The sequence below is a fragment of the Pseudomonas sp. RL_105y_Pfl2_101 genome (assembly GCF_963970585.1).
In the GTDB taxonomy this organism is placed as follows: Bacteria; Pseudomonadota; Gammaproteobacteria; order Pseudomonadales; family Pseudomonadaceae; genus Aquipseudomonas.
Genome location: NZ_CAXAPG010000027.1, coordinates 1 through 17,451, shown reverse-complemented (window position 1 = coordinate 17,451; position 17,451 = coordinate 1). Strand labels below are relative to the sequence as shown.

General features: G+C 58.7%; 6 protein-coding genes and 1 pseudogene. 6 read left to right on the top strand and 1 reads right to left on the bottom strand.

Going from position 1 to position 17,451, the window contains the following annotated elements; translation table 11 throughout:
• The first annotated feature begins 110 nt into the window (after nucleotides 1–110).
• Nucleotides 111–1,457: a DEAD/DEAH box helicase gene (locus AACY31_RS22095; protein WP_339482652.1), complete on the top strand. Its 1,347-nt coding sequence runs from the start codon at nucleotides 111–113 to the stop codon at nucleotides 1,455–1,457.
• 284 nt (nucleotides 1,458–1,741) lie between these two features.
• Here the strand turns inward: AACY31_RS22095 and AACY31_RS22090 are convergent, their stop codons facing one another.
• Complete coding sequence (locus AACY31_RS22090; RefSeq protein ID WP_058546202.1) at nucleotides 1,742–2,017, bottom strand: hypothetical protein; 276 nt, start codon at nucleotides 2,015–2,017, stop codon at nucleotides 1,742–1,744.
• 270 nt (nucleotides 2,018–2,287) lie between these two features.
• On the opposite strand from AACY31_RS22090, the gene AACY31_RS22085 reads away from it, so the two are divergent.
• From AACY31_RS22085 to AACY31_RS22070, 5 genes and pseudogenes are all read left to right on the top strand, one after another.
• On the top strand, nucleotides 2,288–3,994 hold the full coding sequence (locus AACY31_RS22085) for a ShlB/FhaC/HecB family hemolysin secretion/activation protein (protein ID WP_339505084.1): 1,707 nt from the start codon (nucleotides 2,288–2,290) through the stop codon (nucleotides 3,992–3,994).
• Nucleotides 3,995–4,018: 24 nt separating this feature from the next.
• Complete coding sequence (locus AACY31_RS22080; protein WP_339505083.1) at nucleotides 4,019–6,916, top strand: filamentous hemagglutinin N-terminal domain-containing protein; 2,898 nt, start codon at nucleotides 4,019–4,021, stop codon at nucleotides 6,914–6,916.
• Nucleotides 6,917–6,961: 45 nt separating this feature from the next.
• A pseudogene (locus AACY31_RS22075) lies at nucleotides 6,962–15,040 on the top strand (hemagglutinin repeat-containing protein); the annotation flags it as partial.
• A gap of 117 nt (nucleotides 15,041–15,157) precedes the next feature.
• Complete coding sequence (locus tag AACY31_RS29030) at nucleotides 15,158–16,693, top strand: colicin D domain-containing protein (RefSeq protein ID WP_445261574.1); 1,536 nt, start codon at nucleotides 15,158–15,160, stop codon at nucleotides 16,691–16,693.
• Nucleotides 16,690–16,962 carry a colicin immunity domain-containing protein gene (locus AACY31_RS22070; protein WP_116642958.1) on the top strand — a complete coding sequence of 91 codons (273 nt, stop codon included), beginning with the start codon at nucleotides 16,690–16,692 and terminating at the stop codon, nucleotides 16,960–16,962. Before AACY31_RS29030 ends, AACY31_RS22070 begins: the two co-directional genes overlap by 4 nt.
• Nucleotides 16,963–17,451 lie beyond the last annotated feature (489 nt).

Genomic DNA, 17,451 nt, shown 5'->3' with positions numbered 1-17,451 from the left:
CTGATAAAAATGCACTGATTTACCGCCGTTTGTATAAAGAAACTCGGCCTTCGCGCTCGAAACCGTTACCCTATGCAGCTGTTTTTTTGCATTTCTTCGAGGTAGCACCCGTGTTTTCCCAATTCGCCCTGCACGAACGCCTGCTCAAAGCCGTGGCCGAGCTTAAATTTGTCGAGCCAACGCCGGTGCAGGCAGCGGCTATTCCGCTCGCGCTCCAAGGGCGTGACCTGCGGGTGACGGCGCAAACCGGCAGCGGCAAGACCGCCGCGTTCGTGCTGCCGATCCTCAACCGCCTGATCGGCCCGGCCAAGGTCCGCGTCAGCATCAAGACCCTGATCCTGCTGCCGACCCGTGAACTGGCCCAGCAGACTTTGAAGGAAGTGGAGCGCTTTTCGCAGTTCACCTTCATCAAGTCCGGCCTGATCACTGGTGGCGAAGACTTCAAGGTCCAGGCCGCCATGCTGCGCAAGGTGCCGGACATCCTGATCGGCACCCCCGGGCGGATGATCGAGCAGTTGAACGCCGGCAACCTCGACCTCAAGGAAGTCGAAGTGCTGGTGCTGGACGAAGCCGACCGTATGCTCGACATGGGCTTTGCCGAAGACGTGCAACGCCTGGTGGATGAATGCACCAACCGCCAGCAGACCATGCTGTTCTCCGCCACCACCGGCGGTTCGGGCCTGCGCGAGATGATCGCCAAGGTGCTGAACAACCCAGAGCACTTGCAGCTCAACGCGGTCAGCCAATTGAACTCCACCACCCGTCAGCAGATCATCACTGCCGACCACAACCAGCACAAAGAGCAGATCGTGAACTGGTTGCTGGCCAATGAGACCTACGAAAAAGCCATCGTGTTCACCAACACCCGGGCCATGGCCGACCGCATCTACGGTCGCCTGGTGGCCCAGGAATACAAGGCGTTCGTGCTGCACGGCGAGAAGGACCAGAAGGACCGCAAGCTGGCCATCGACCGCCTCAAGCAGGGCGGCGTGAAGATCCTCGTCGCCACCGACGTCGCTGCCCGAGGCCTGGACGTGGATGGCCTGGACATGGTCATCAACTTCGACATGCCCCGCAGTGGCGACGAGTACGTGCACCGCATCGGTCGTACCGGCCGTGCCGGCAACGACGGCCTGGCGATCTCGTTGATCTGCCACGGCGACTGGAACCTGATGTCGAGCGTCGAGCGCTACCTCAAGCAGAGCTTCGAGCGCCGCACCATCAAGGAAGTCAAAGGCACCTACGGCGGGCCGAAGAAGGTCAAGGCCTCGGGCAAGGCCGTAGGAGTGAAGAAGAAAAAGGTCGACGCCAAGGGCGACAAGAAGAAAACCGGCGCCAAGGCCCCGACCAAGCGCAAGACCGCCAACCGTCCGAAGAGCGACACTCCGTCGCTGGTCAGCAAGGACGGCATGGCCCCGCTCAAGCGGCGCAAGCCAGAGGCGCCGGCGGCTGAGTGAGTCAGCGTTAGCGTTTTATAAAAAGAACCGGACCTTGAGCCCGGTTTTTTATGGGTGACTGAAACTGACAAAACCCTGTGGCGAGGGACCTGTAGGAGCTGGCGAAGCCTGCGATCTTTTGATTTTGATCTTGATCTTTCGCTTGCGACTCAATTGTAGGAGGCAAGATCGCAGCCTCGTTGCACTCGACAGCTCTTACGCTCCTACGCGCCTACATAGCTCCTGCGATCCAGCGGGAGCAAGCGCCCTCGCCACAAAAGCGGGTTGTGCTCGGCTGTGGCTAATCATCCAGCCTTCTTCTCAGCGTTCTTCAATTCTTCCAGACGCTTATCAATCAACTGGCACTTATCCGGCACGTCCTTGCTGGCAGTCTCCAGGTCCATGGCCTTTAACTCGTCGTTCATTTCCTTGGCCTTGGCTGGGTTCTGCTCGGTGAGCTTGGTCACTTCTTTTGCCAACTGTTCGCGCTTGGCGGTCGCTTCCTCTGGTGTACAAGTGGCCCAGGCGGGCAGGGCGCAGGTGAGGGTGGCGGCGAGGGTGAGTTTCAAGAGGGTTTTCATGGCAGGGCCTCATATTCCTTGTTGGGCAGGTAATGGGTTGAGGCCGGTGCGGGGTGGAAAGTTCATTGGCTGAGGAGTTGTGTGTCCGTTTGGTAGGAGGTTTCCAGCTCCGCGCCGGATCTTTCGTACCCCCGTACCGGAGCCGTCTGATTTCAGACGAATGGTTTGCGCAATAGCCTCAAAGCCGAATCCATTTAGTTGACGTCAAAATGATGGCTCATTAATATCGCGCCACTATTTTGATGTCACTTTCCGCTCGAGGGATCGAACATGTCCTCACCCGCCTTTTGGGCGAGGTTGTGCGTGGCTTTGCTGTGCCTTTCTCCACTGACCCTGGCTCACGCCGCCCCCACGCCTGGCGACACGGACCTGATCCGCGAGCGCCAGAACCGTTTGCTCGAAGAGCAGCGTCGTCGCCTGGAAGAGCTCAAGGACTTGCCCGGCAAGGAGGCGAAGCCGACCCAGCCGACCGCACCTGCCGATACCCGTTGCTTCCCCATCAAGACCATCGAACTCAAGGGCGCCGACAGTCTTTCCGCTGGCGAACGCGAGCAGTTGCTTGCGCCCTACATCGGCCAATGTCTGGGTGTGCCGCAGCTTAACGAGCTGCTCAAAGTCATCACCGACCACTACATCGAAAAGGGCCTGGTCACCAGCCGCGCCTACCTGCCGCAGCAGGATCTTTCCAGCGGTCACCTGCAAGTGCTGGTGGTCGAGGGGCGGTTGGAAGGCCTCAAGGGCGCCGAGAACAGCAAGCTGTCGGACCGCGAGTTGGCGATGGCTTTTCCCGGTGCAGTCGGCGAGCTGGTCAACCTGCGGGAGATCGAGCAGATGGTCGATCAGCTCAATCGCCTGCCGTCGAACCAGGCAAAGATGGAACTGACCCCCGGCCAGAACGTCGGTGGCAGTGACGTGCGGGTCACCAATGAACCGAAAAAACCTTGGCGCGCCGGACTGTCGCGCAGCAACGACGGCCAGCGCAGCACCGGCGAGCAGCAGTGGGGCAGCAGTTTCGAATGGGACAGCCCGCTGGGCCTGGCCGACCAGTTGATGTTGCGCGGTGGTCACGACGCGATGACCGACCACCAGCACACCTCCCGCAACGCCATGCTCTATTACAACCTGCCATTTGGCTGGTGGAACGTCAGTTATACCTACAGCCAGAGCGAATACCGCTCGCAGATCCCAGCCAACGGTTTCAACTTCAAGCAGACCGGCGACAGCCAGAACCATCAGTTGCGGGTCGAGCGGGTGATCCACCGTGATGCCCTGAGCAAGACCTCCCTCAACACGGGCCTGGCGTACCTGCGCACCAACAACTTCATCGAAGACAGCAAGCTGGCGGTGAGCAGCAATCGCCTCAGCGAAACCCAGTTCGGCATCAACCATGGCCGGCGGGTTGGCAGTGCCTTCGTCAACCTCGACCTGGGCATGCAAGAGGGTATCGGCGCCTTCGATGCCCAGGGCGACAACGATCCGGGGCCCGGCCAGGCCGATGCCCGCTACCGCAAATACACCGCCACCGCCAGCTACCTGCAACCGTTCCAGGTGTGGGGCGAATCCTTCAGCTTCAGCAGCCTGATGACCGGCCAGCGCAGTGAAGACGTGCTGTTCAGCCCGCAGCGCATGAGCCTGGGCGGCCAATCGTCGATTCGTGGCTACAAGGATCAGTCGCTGTCCGGCGACAGCGGCGGCTATTGGCGCAACGACCTGCGCTGGAGTCGCCCGGTGACGTTGGAGTGGCTGCGTCCGGTGTTCGCCGAATACGGCACCAGCCTCGGTTATGACCAAGGCGTGATTCGTGGGGATCGCTACAACGGCGACCAGCACGGGCGCATGTCGAGCAACTCGCTGGAGCTGTTTGCCCGCGGTGAGCACCTGAACGCCAGCGTCACCTTCGCCCATTCCCTGGAACGTCCGGATGCCCTGACCGAGCGCGAAGCGCCGATCTACTTCCGCGTGGATGTATCCATCTAATTTTTGCTGCAGCGAGACCTGATCATGGACGACCGCCAACACGCCTTCCTGGCCCGCCAGCCTTCCGCTGCCCTGCAAACCCGCGAGCAGTTCTGGGGCATGCCCAAGCGCGGCCTGGCGTTCCTGTTGGCCAACGTCATGTTCTGGCAACCGCTGTGGGCCCAGGCCGACGGCATCGTGGTCAGCGCGCCGGGCACCGGCCTGGACCGGGCGGGCAACGGCGTGCCCATCGTCAATATCGCCAAGCCCAACGGCAGTGGCCTGTCCCACAACCAGTTCAAGGATTACAACGTCGGCAGCAACGGCGTGATCCTCAACAACGCCACTTCGCGCACCCAGTCCACCCAGTTGGGCGGGATCATCCTTGGCAACCCGAACCTCAATGGCACGGCGGCCAAGACCATCCTCAACGAAGTCAACGGCGGCAACCCCAGCCAGTTACGTGGCTACACCGAAGTGGCGGGGCAATCGGCCCACGTCATCGTCGCCAACCCGTACGGTATTACCTGTAATGGCTGCGGTTTTATCAACAGCCCGAAAGTGACCTTGAGCACCGGCAAACCGGTGGTGGAAAACGGCCAGTTGAGTCGTTACCAGGTGGACCAGGGCAGCGTCACGATTGAAGGCGCGGGCCTGAACGCCAATAACGTCGATCACTTCGAAATCATCACCCGCAGCGCCAAGATCAACGCCGAGATCCAGGCCAAGAACCTGACCATCGTCGCCGGGCGCAACGACGTCAACGCCGACACCCTCAACGCCACCGCCCGCGCGGACGACGGCAGCGCCAAGCCGGAACTGGCCATCGATTCCTCGGCCTTGGGCGGTATGTACGCAGGCACCATCAAACTGGTGGGCACCGAAGCCGGCGTCGGCGTGAAGCTGGACGGCAAACTGATCGCCAGTGGAGGTGATATTCAGCTCGATGCCAATGGGCATTTGAGCATGGTCGATACCTCGGCCAGCGGGGCGGTCAACGTCAAGGCTGCGAGCCTCGATGCCCAAGGACCGGTCTATGCCGGCACGACCCTGAACGCCCAGACCCAAGGCAACCTGACTAACCAACAAACCCTGGCGGCGCGGGACGGCATCGTCCTGAACGCGGGTGGGCAGTTGAGCAACAACGGCATCATTGAAGCCGGGGTCAATGCCGATAACACGCGCAATGCCATGGGTGATGTGAGCGTTACTGCGCAGAGCCTGAACAACAGCGGCAAGAGCATCGTCGCCAGTCGTAACCTCACCGCCGACGTTGCGCAAACGTTGAACAACCAGGACGGGACCCTGAGCGCCGGGCAAACCACGACGGTGAAAGCTGGGACCCTGGACAACCAGAACAAAGGCCGCGTCCTGAGCAACGGTGTGCTGAACGTCACCGCCGACAAGCTGCTCAACACCCAGGGCGTCGTCAGCAGCAATGGCAACCTGACGGCCAATGTCGGGCAGTTGAACAATGGCAGCGGTGAATTCAACAGCTTGAGTAACGTCACGTTGCGCGTCGCCTCGCTGGATAACGTGGCAGGTCTGGTGGCGGCGGGGCAGATGCTCGACATCAACGCCAGCGGACAGGTGAACAATCAGAACGGACATCTCACGGCGAGTAAAAGCGCTCAGTTGATCGCCGGTTCGCTGGACAATCGCCAGGGATCGCTTTTTGCCCAACAAGGGTTGAGCCTGAACCTGGCGGGGCAACTGCTCAACGCCCAAGGCAGCGTGATCAGCAGCGACACGCTGCTATTGAAGGCCGGCCAGGTGAATAACGCCACTGGCCGCATCGCCAGCGCAAAAGCCCTGAATGCCAGTGTCACCGGCCTGGATCAACAGAACGGCCAATTGTTCAGCAACACCAGCGTTTCCCTCGACCTCAACCATGGGCAGTTGAATAACCAGGGCGGGCTGATCAACGCCCCGGGCAGTCTGTTGTTGAAGAACCTGGCGGCGGTGAACAACCGCGACGGCGAGATTTCCAGCGATCAGGCGTTCAGCCTGAATGCCACAAGCCTGGACAACCGCGCCGGTTCGATCATCAGCCAGCAGCGTCTCGATTTGGTCATTGCCCAGGCGTTGAATAACGCAAAAGGCCTGATCTCAGCCAACGGCCTTGAGGTACGCGTAGCCAGTCTGGACAACAGCGGCGGCAACCTGGGCAGCGATGCGGACCTGAGCGTAAATGTCGACGGCACGCTGACCAACCTCGATGGCGAAATTTCCAGCGCGGGCCTGACCCGGCTCAACGCGATGGCCTTGGATAACAGCAACGGCCAGGTACTGGGCGACAATGCCTTGAATATTGACGTCGGCGGCGCGCTGGACAACCGCAATGGTGTGCTCGGTTCGGGCAAGGCCGTGGATATCAAGGCGACCAGCTTGAACAACAGCGACGGCGGCCAGTTGATCAGCGACGGCACCCTGACCGCGCGCATCAGCGGTTTGCTGGACAATCAGAACCAAGGCCAAGTGCTTGCCAAAGGCGCGCTTGACCTGCAAACCGGCAGCCTTGATAACCGCGGTGGCCGCTTGGCCGGCAATAACCTGCTGACCTTGCGCAGCGATTCGCTCGATAACCGTGGCGGGAACCTGCGCGCCGACAAGGCGCTGCAATTGACGGTCGGTCAACTGGATAACCGTGATAACGGCGTCATCGCGGGCAAAAGCAGCGTCACCTTCGAAGGCTCGCGTCTGGACAACAGCGCGGGTCTGCTGACAAGCGTTGGTGTGCTGACCTTGAAGGCCGCTGAAGTACAGAACGGCCTCGGTCGTATCTCCAGCCAAACCGACCTCACCGCTGTTATCGATAGCCTGCAACAACAGGGCGGTGCGCTGGTGGCCCAAGGTAATTTGAGCCTGACCGGCAAGAGTCTTGATAACCGCAACGGTGGTTTGGTCGGCACCACAAAATCGCTGGATCTGCAGGTCGGGTAGATCGATAACCGCGCGGGTGAACTGTCCGCAGGTCTTGGCCTTAAGGTGGGCGGCCAGCGACTGGACAACAGCGAGGGTGGCAAACTCATCGCCGGCACTGACCTGGAAGCGAAAGTCGCTGAGCTGATCAACCAGAGCAAAGGGCTGCTCCACGCCCAAGGCCACATGACCCTGAGCGGCAGCACACTGGACAATAGCGAAGGCGTGCTCAACAGCCTCAACGGCCTGGTGATCACTCTCGATAACGCACTGTTGAACAACAAAGGCTTGATCAGCAGCGAAAGGGAGTTGAGTGTCGACGCAGGCAGCCTTGATAACACCGCGGGCAGCCTGAGCAGCGCCGCCCTGTTGTCGATCGTCAGTGGTGGCGTGTTGATCAACCAGGGTGGCTCCATCAGCACCGACGCCGCGCTGACCCTTGAAAGCGCCAGCCTGGATAACAGCCAAAAGGGCTTGATCTCGGGCAAAGCCGCGACTCAAGTCAAGACCGGAGCGCTCGACAACAGCCAGGGCGGGCGCCTGACCTCGGGCACTACGCTCAAGCTCAACGCCACGCAGGTGAACAACGCCGCTGGCCGTATTGCCAGCAGCCAAGCCCTGACCGCGTCGGTCACCGGGCTGGATCAACAGCAAGGTGAACTGTTCAGCAACACTCGCCTGAGCCTGGACCTGAACCAGGGCCAGTTGAACAACCAGGGTGGCCTGATTAGCGCTTCGGGTGCGTTGCTGCTGAGCAACCTCAAGAACGTCAACAACCAGGGTGGGGAAATCTCCAGTCAGCAAGCCTTCACGCTGACCACGCAAAACCTCGATAACAGCGACGGCGGTAAATTGCTGAGCAGCCAAGGCCTGATACTGAGAACCGCCCAGGTGCTCAACAACGCCCGCGGCGTGATCTCGGCAGCGTCCCTGGACAGTCGCAGTGACAGCCTGGACAACAGCGATGGCCTGGTCAGCAGTCGTGACCGCCTGGACTTGAATGTTGCAACCGTGTTCGACAACCAGCGCGGTTCGTTGATTGCCGACGGTGCGTTGCTGCTGGTCTCTGATCGCCTGGACAACCGTGCCGGCAGCATCGCCGGCAAGACCGGGTTCAACGCCACCGTCGACACGTTGGATAACCGTCAAGGCACGCTGATCAGCACCGACGCCCTGACGCTGAAAGCCGCCAGTCTCGACAACCGTCAGGCCGGTTTGATCGGCGCGACAAAAGCGCTGGATCTTAACGTTGACGATCTCGACAACCGTGGCGGTGAGCTGTCCGGTAACGCCGATGTCACGCTGCTCAGCCAGAACCTCGACAACAGCGATGGCGGCCAGGTGTTCGCCGGCCAAGCGCTGAAACTGACCGTGGATAAGCTGCTCAACCGCACCAAAGGCTTGCTCAGTGCCAAGACCGGGTTGGACCTGGAGGGCGGCGCGCTGGACAACAGCGGTGGTTACCTGATCAGCCTGCAGAACCAGCGCATCAACCTGAGCCGTGATCTGCTCAACACCCAAGGCCAGCTCAGCAGTGAAGGCACGTTGAATGTCAGCGCCGCCAGCCTGACCAACACCGGCGGCAGCCTGTCCATCGCGGCGGACCTGACCCTGCACAGCCTGGGGCGTCTGGACAACCAGGGCGGCGAACTGGTCACCGACGGCGCGTTGCTGCTCACCAGCGCGGCACTGGACAATCATCAGCAGGGCAACATCAGCGCTAAAGGCGCGATGAGCGTCACCACCGGTGCGTTCGACAACAGCCAGAAGGGCCGGCTCAACAGTGGCAGCACGCTGAACCTCACGGCCGCCCAGGTCACCAACCAGGAGGGCGGTCGTATCGGCAGCCAAGGCGCGCTGACCGCATCGGTTTCCGGCCTGGATCAACAGGGCGGTCAACTGTTCAGCAACACCTCGCTGAGCCTGGACATGAACAACGGCCAGCTCAACAACCAGAGCGGCTTGATAAACGCCCCCGGCGTGTTGCTGCTGAAAAACCTCAACGGCGTGAACAACCAGGGCGGCGAAATTTCCAGCGCCCAAGCCTTCACCTTGGCGGCTAAAAACCTCAACAACGATGGCGGCCGGCTGCTCAGCAACCAGGGCCTGACCTTGCGCATTGCCCAGGCGCTGAACAACGTCAAAGGCCTGATCGGTGCGGCCAGCGTCGATACCCACGCCCAAAGCCTGAACAACAACGGCGGCACGCTCACCAGCCGTGGGAATCTGGTCCTGGCGGTCGATCAGCAACTGGATAACCAGGCTCAAGGCCTGATCAGCGCCGCGCAATTGCTCACGCTCGACAGCGGTGACCTGAACAACCAAGGCGGCAGTGTGCTGGCGGGCGATGCTTTGGTCCTCAATGCCATGGCCCTAAACAACAGCGCCAGTGGCCTGATCAATGCCAAAGGTGACCTCACCCTCGGCGCCGATTCGCTGGACTCCAGCAATGGCGGCGAAGTGTCGGCCAAGGGCGACATGAATCTGACCCTGGCGGCACTGACGCAAAACGGCGGGCGCCTGCTGGGCGAGAAAGCCGTCACGCTGAACCTTGGCAACAATGACCTGAACAACCGCAATGGCCTGGTCACCACCAAAGGTTTGCTAACCGTTAACGGGCTGCGCAACCTGAACAACCAGGGCGGCGAAATCTCCAGCAGCCAGAGCTTCAACCTCAGCGGCCAGACACTCGATAACAGCGGCGGCAAGCTGATCAGCAGCAACCTGCTCAGCCTCGACGGCAACAGTCTGCTCAACCAGAACGGCCTGATCTCTGGTTGGCAAGGGCTGCTGGTCAACGGTTCCAGTCTTGATAACCGCAACAACGGCACACTCTCCAGCCGCAATGGCGACGTCGGCGTCACCCTCAGCGGGGCACTGCTCAACAGCGCTGGCGGTGCGCTGGTCGGCCAGAAAAACCTCACCGTCAGCGCCGCCAGCCTGGACAACAGCAGCGGCGGGATTCTGTCCAGCGGCAGCGACCAGACCCTGACCGTCACCGGCGGTTTGCTGAACAACGCCCAAGGTGGCCTGATCGACAGCGGCGCCCTCTTGGTCATGAACGCCATGACCCTGGGCAACGCCGGCGGTACCGTCAACGCGCAAAAAGCCTTGAACTTCACCGGCACCACACTGGACAACAGCGGTGGCAAGCTGGTCGGCAACTCTGCTGTCACCCTGGACTTGCTCGGCGCCCTGAACAACACCAGCGGCAAGATCGCCAGCGTCGGCCCACTGCGGGTCGAGCGCGCCACGCAAATCAATAACCAAGGTGGTCAGATCGCCAGCCAGGGCTTGTTGACCTTGCTCACCGATGGCCTGGACAACAGCAATACCGGCACCGTCGCCGCGAAAAATGCGCTGGTAATCACAGCCTCCGGAGCCGTGCAGAACCACACCAACGGCCTGATCTACAGCCAGACGGCCGACGTTGCACTCAATGCCGCGAGCCTTGCCAACGGCAAGGGTGAGATGCAAGGCCAGACCGGCCTGAGTCTTGAACTACGTGCAGGCCTGGACAACCAGGGCGGCAAACTCATCGCCCAAACCGGCGATGTCAACCTGACCGCGGCCAACATCGACAACCGTGGCGGCACCCTCGCCAGCCTCAAGGGCGCCCTTGAGGCGAGAACCGTGGGTGTGCTGCGCAACGGCTTCGATGTGAACAACAAGGGTGGCGTGATTCAAGGCCAACGCCTGGACCTGCGCACCTTGGCCGGGCTGAACAACAACGGTGGTCGAATCGCCGCGCAGTCGGGCGATATCGTCATCGACACCGCCAGCCTGAACAACCGCAATGGTGGTCTCTATGCCTCTGGGCTGATCAAGGTCGCCGGCACCGGTGCCAGCCTGGACAACACCGCCGGCCAACTCGCTGGCAGCGCCATCCATTTGGATCTGGACGGCGCCCTGACCAACCGTGGCGGCATTCTGGAAAGCGACAGCACCTTGGTGGTCAGCGCCGCCAGCGTTGATAACCAGACAGGTCAACTGCGAGCGCTTGGGGGAGCAGGCAAAACAGATTTCCAGATCGGTAGCCTCTTCGACAACCGCAACGGCAAGCTGGAAAGCGCCAACACTCACCTCACTCTGGCTGCCAACAGCTTCCTCAACAGCGGCGGCCAATTGCTGCATCTGGGCGACGGCGCGTTCGACATCTCCCTGGCCAACGTCACCGGCGCCGGCGGCGACATCGTCACCCGTGGCGGCCTGACGCTCAAAGCCGACACCTGGACCAACACCAGCGCCATCCAGGCCGGACGTCTGACGGTCGACGTCAACAACTTCACCCAGACCGCGACCGGGCAACTGCTGGCTTCGACGCAACTGGAAGGCAAGGGCGGGAACTGGGTTAACAACGGGTTGATCGCCAGTGATGGTGGTATGGGCTTGCAGTTGACCGGGCGGTACAGCGGCAATGGCCGAGTCACCAGTCTGGGCGACATGACGGTAGACGCCGCTGCGATCGACTTGAGCAGCACGGCAAGCATTACCGGCGGCGCGACCACGACGATTGGTGGCCGCGGTGGTTTGAGCAGCCTGAATAACTACGGGCGACTGACATCGGCGGGCGCGTTGAATATCAATGCGGGCACCATCAATAACTACGGGACCGTGGCCGGCGCGGATGGATTGAAACTGACGGCTTCGACCTTGCTGAACGACCAGGGTGGCTTTTTGTTCAGTGGCGCGGATATGAAATTTCGGGTGGGGAGTTTGACCAACCGCAAGTCGGATGTTTATGCGTTGGGGAATATTGATGTAGCGCGCAATGACCTGGGTGGACGGTCGGCGCTGATGGAGAATAATTCGGGCACTATGGAGAGTGGGCTGAATTTTTCTATTAATGCGGATTCGATTATTAATAAGCGGGGGGATTTTAAGACTGAGACGGAGTTGTATTCTTCTGCTATAGGGTTTGGATGTTACGACTGTGATGGACTTCCACGCTACTGGAATGATCGGCAACCTGCTTCATATTATGTCTACGAACAAAAATATAAAGTGAAAGTTTCTGGAGATGTCAACTCCAGTGCGGCTTCATTAGTCTCTGCAGGGGGGGTGGTTATTAAAGGTGGGTCGTTTTCAAACTCTAACTCAATGGTGTCTGCCGCAGGGAATATAGATATTTCTGTTGGTGATTTTGAAAATTCTGGTGCCGCATTAGGGGATTATGTAAGTCGGGATTATTATTCGTATTATAAGCCTACTTATAATGATATGGCTGGGCTTGTAAATTATAATGTCTACAATGATGCCGAATATAATGGTGGTATGCATTTCTGGAATGCTGCGGGTGTCGAATCTATTATTTACTCTCAGAAAGGGCAGGACGGAGCTAAACCCTTTGAGAAGGAATATTATCAAAGATTTGGCCCGGTTGTTATTAGGCGAGGCGGAAATGGAGACAAAGTACTTCCTGAAATTGAGTTTCCTGTTTCGCAGTATTCGACCGGTGTTCGAACGGAATTACCAAGCTTTATAAAAAATGCAACTTCGTTTGATCAGGTAGTTGTCTCATCGACGTCGTCCGACCACTTGGTACCCGCTATCATCCAAGCCGGCGGCAACGTCTCAATTACCGCAACAAACAAAATCAACAACGGTGTGGAGCGCCCATTCTCCACCGGCATAGCCACTTCGTCCCGTAATACCACAACCGCCGCTTCAGGCTCAGGCAAAACCACGGTCGTGACCCTGAACAGCCAACTCCCACCGGACTTGGCCCAACAACAAATAAACCCCCTGACACTCCCCGGTTTCAGCCTCCCTACCGGGCAAAACGGCCTGTTTCGATTGAGCGGGCAGGGCGCCAGCGACGCGCCAGTGTCCCAGACGCCGGCCGTGTCGCAGAACTGGACAATCGGCGGCGCCAGCGTGAGCGCATCGAATCGATCCACCGCCGCCCCAACCGCCAATGTACGCGACATCCAGATCGCCGATGTCACCCAGGTTTCCGCCGCCGAACGACAGTTGCAATTGTTGAATCGTGACAGCGGCGGCGTCACCGCCGGCGCGTCCGCCATTCAGGTCACCGCCCCAACGGACTCATCCCCCGGCACGCCGCAACTGCCAGGGCATTCCCTTGACGGCACCGTCACCCATGGTGCCGACATTGCACTGGGCACTTCGGGCACGCCGCCGATCGACGTAAGTCGCCCCGCGCCAGTGCCTGTCACCGGCCAAACGGTGGCGCGGGTCACGGGGCTACCCAGCGCAACCGTGGCTTCCAAACCGCAAAAATACTTGATCGAGACCAATCCGGTTCTCACCGACCTCAAGCAATTCATGAGTTCGGATTATTTGCTGTCGAACCTCGGCTACGACCCTGACACCAGCGCCAAGCGCTTGGGCGACGGCCTGTTCGAACAAAGACTCATCCAGCAGGCCGTCGTCGCCCGCACCGGCCAACGCTTCATCGACGGCCAGACCTCCGACGAGGCGATGTTCAAGTACCTGATGAACAACGCCATCGCCAGCAAGGACGCCCTCAACCTGTCGGTAGGCGTTACCCTCACCGCCCAACAAGTCGCCGCCCTGACCCACGACATCGTCTGGCTCGAAGAGCATGAAGTGAACGGCGAAAAAGTCCTGGTGCCGGTTCTGTATATGGCCCAGGCCAATAATCGCTTGGCGCCTAATGGGGCGTTGATTGCCGGTCAGAACGTTACGTTGATTGCCGGCAAGGATCTGGAAAATGCCGGCACGCTTCGGGCCACGAAGAACCTCTCCGCATCCGCTGGCGAGAACCTGACCAACAGCGGATTGATCGAAGCCGGAAACCGTCTTGACCTGTTGGCCGGCAACGACATCGTCAATAAATCCGGCGGCATTATCGCCGGGCGTGACATCAGCATGAATGCGATCGTTGGCGACATCATCAATGAGCGCACGTTGACCACCGCAAGTATCAGCAACAAGGGCTACACCCAGCGGCAGGACTACGCGGATAACGCCTCGCGTATCGAGGCGGCGAACGACCTGACCATGGGCGTCGGTAGAGACGTCAACAGCGTTGGCAGCGTCATGGTCAGCGGACGCGACACGCAAATCGATGCAGGGCGAGATGTGAATATCGTCTCTGCGCAGCAACAGACCTCCAACACCGGTGGTACCCGCAGAAGTTCGATCACTCAACTGGGCTCGGAGGTGGATGCAGGTCGCGACGTGATTGTGAACGCAGGTCGAGACTTCAACGCTATCGCGAGCCAGATCAGTGCCGACCGCAATGTGGCCTTGGCCGCCGACGAGAACATGACGATCTCCTCCGGCGCTAACGAAACCCACTCTTATTACAAGTCGAAAAAAGTCACGGCCCAAGAGGACCACGTCAAACAGATCGGCAGTGCTATCAGTGCTGGTGGTGACGTGAAGTTGGATGCTGGAAAAGATATGACGCTTATCTCCAGCCGTATCAACGCCGGTGGCGAAGCTTATCTGGTGGCTGGAGAAAACCTGGCACTTCTGGCCGCACAGGACAGCGACTATTCGCTGTATGAGAAAAAGAAGAAGGGCAGTTGGGGGAAAAAACAGAGTCGGCGTGATGAGCTGACCAAGGTGACTCATGTGGGGAGTGAGATCACCACCGGGGGCGATCTGACCTTGGTTTCCGGTGAGGATCAGCGGTATCAGGTAGCGAGGCTGAACAGTGGCAACGACCTGACCTTGCAAAGTGGAGGCTCGATTACCTTCGAGGGCGTCAAGGATCTGCATCAGGAGAGTCACGAGAAAAGCAAGTCCAGCTCCGTCTGGTTCAGCATGAAGGGCAAGGGCCGCACCGACGAGACGCTACGCCAAAGCGAACTGACTGCTCAAGGCGACTTGGCCATCAGCGCGGTGGGCAAGATCCATGCGGACGTGCTGCAGGTCAACAAGCAGACGGTCAGCGAATCTATCGATGCGATGGCCAAGGCCGACCCAAAACTGGCGTGGCTCAAGGAGCTTGATGCGCAGGGCGGTGTTGACTGGCGGCAGGTGCAGGAGATCCACACCAGCTTCAAATACGCGAACTCGGGCATGGGCCCAGCCGCGCAAATGATAGTCGCCATTTTGATGACGGTTCTGCTCGGTCCTGCTGGCGCCGGCCTGAGCGGTGCAACCCTAGCAGGCGCGGCCAGCGTGGCTACCACCGGCACGATTGCGACCATCAACAACAAAGGAGACATAGGCGCCGGTTATAAAGCAATCCTTAGCAAGGACGGCCTTACCAACGCCGCGATTGCGACCATCACTGCCGGCGTTGCCGAGAACTATCTGGGCGACATGACCATGACCAAGGAGGTCAATGGCAAGATGGTAGTCGACTTGGGATCGGTCGAAGCCGTCAGTCATTTTGCGGGCCAGCAGTTGGTCAACAATGCTTCCGCTGCCGCAATCTCCAAGGCCTTTGGTCGAGACGTGACGTTGGCTGGCATCCTACAGTCGACGGTTTACAGCACCTTGGCGGCTTACTCCTTCGACCAGGCGGGTAACGTCGGTCTGAAAACCGGCAGCCCGGAGAAAATCGCCCTGCACGCGTTAGTAGGCGGCATGATCGCCGAAGCTTCGGGCAGCGACTTCGCAGTCGGTGCAATGGCGGCTGGTGTGAACGAGGCGTTCGCCAACCAGCTGCGGCGTATGTCGGCCCAGATGGACCCGCAAAATCGCGACCACCTGATGCTCATGTCCTCGCAACTGCTAGGTGTGGTGGCCGCTGCCGCTGTGGCTGGTGATGACGCGAACAGCCTGCAGACAGGCTCGTTTGTGGCTGGCAATGCAACCCAGTACAACAACCTCAATCACCATGACATGAGCGACTTTGTTGGAGACATGGATGCCTGTGGTAACAACGAGATTTGTCAGAAAAAAACATGGGAAGGGGGGAAGTACGATCAGATCAGTAACAAAATCACCGATTGGTCGGAGAAGGCCGTCAGTGGTGCATTTGCGAAGTCCTTGCTGACCTCGATCCAGGGCGGGCTAACCGCACTGAATGACCTCAATTGCACGACGGCGACTTGCACGCAGTACAAGGACACTCTGACTGAGCGTGCGTTGAACGACCTGACGAACTTGGCGAAGGTTACTGACACGTGGGAAAACGCAACAAGCGTGGCTGCGCTGGTCATACCGACCTCAGGCGGCGCGCGTGGTGCTGGCGCTGGCGAAGGAGGGATTTCGCCTAGGGTTCAGGCGGCTCTGGATAAGTTCACGGAAGCCAAGGCCATACGTACGGGCGCGACCCTAACGGCGGAGAAAACTGCTTTGCCGGCAGGTTATCGCGAAGGTAATTCCGTAGGTGCGGCTTTCAACGAGAGGGGTGGGTTACCGGAGGGCTACCGTCGGGTCATCAACACTAAAACTGGTAACACGGAGGTGTTGGCAGCGGACGGAAAGCTCTACCTTGAGACTAGTAATGGACTGACACCGAAGGCTGGGGGTAATCTTGCGGGGTTGGTTGATGCAGAGAAAAATATTGCCGGTGCAAAAAGTAATGGTTTTGCTGAGGCCTTAACTGGTGTTACACAGAAACAGCTCGATAAGAAATTTAAACATGCCTCTGATTTTGGTGTGGTGACAACAAAGAAGAATTCTGAAACACTGGCCCAGTATGAATCTGCAATCAAAACTCATATGGCATCCACTTCTACGATTCAGCAAGGTACATACGGGTTTGTAAAAGATTCAAAAGTGTTTTTTAACTCGGCCACCAACAACGCTGTTGTGCTTGATGCGACAGGAAATTTTGTGACGGGGTTTAAGCTTTCTCCAGGAACTCAGCAGTTTGAGAATTTCATTAAAAATGGAGTGCTGCGATGAGCCTTACTATTTTAGAATTTGCACGATCGTTTGTAGCGGGAAGACTGACAGCCGAAATTTTCGCTGAGGCTTATATTGAACTTTGGAAGATTGAGCGAGATAGGAACGTCCTTCAACTCGATGAACCCTCGTTAAATGAGTGTCTATCAAGTATTTTTTGTGCTGCGGATATGTACGAGCCAAGCGAGTCAAGGGAAGAGTATGAGCTTGACGACGAAATGCTTAGAACTGAGGTTGCGAGTTTGGTGCAAAAGATAGTGCCTGATTAGCTGTTTCAACGGGGGGGACGGATCACGTTATCTGTGCGGTTTCTTAGATAGAAAATGTGGTCTGTCCCCTGAGGAGACTTTACACATGATGGAAAAAGGGAACACCCATTAGCCGGTCTCAAGTCAAGGCTAAAAGCCAACTCCGGGCATCTCTCATGAACTCCGCAATGGCCTCTGGAGTACTGAGATATTCTGCGGGGTCAAATTCTGTAAAGGTCTCAATCATTTTGCTCTCCGCGTATGTGAAAAACGGGCGACCCAAAGGTTGCCCGTTTTCGTTACCCAGCAGCTTGCGCTCGCAACCGTCTCCCAATCACATCGAAAAAAGCGAAAAAAGGGGACAGAAAAAAGGGGACAGATTTGAATGGCACTTACTTAACGGCTAACTAACTGATACGGCTGCAAAAAATGAAAAAAGGCTGGCCTTGGTCTACGGTGATAGTTGCGAACACACACCGATCAAGCAAGGACACAGCCCGAGTGAATCGT

What these genes read in the sequence shown, in the direction of transcription:
- AACY31_RS22085 (WP_339505084.1), top strand. Translation starts at nt 2,288, where the DNA reads ATGTCCTCACCCGCCTTTTGGGCGAGGTTGTGCGTGGCTTTGCTGTGC.
- AACY31_RS22090 (WP_058546202.1), bottom strand. Translation starts at nt 2,017, where the DNA reads ATGAAAACCCTCTTGAAACTCACCCTCGCCGCCACCCTCACCTGCGCC.
- AACY31_RS29030 (WP_445261574.1), top strand. Translation starts at nt 15,158, where the DNA reads ATGACCATGACCAAGGAGGTCAATGGCAAGATGGTAGTCGACTTGGGA.
- AACY31_RS22080 (WP_339505083.1), top strand. Translation starts at nt 4,019, where the DNA reads ATGGACGACCGCCAACACGCCTTCCTGGCCCGCCAGCCTTCCGCTGCC.
- AACY31_RS22070 (WP_116642958.1), top strand. Translation starts at nt 16,690, where the DNA reads ATGAGCCTTACTATTTTAGAATTTGCACGATCGTTTGTAGCGGGAAGA.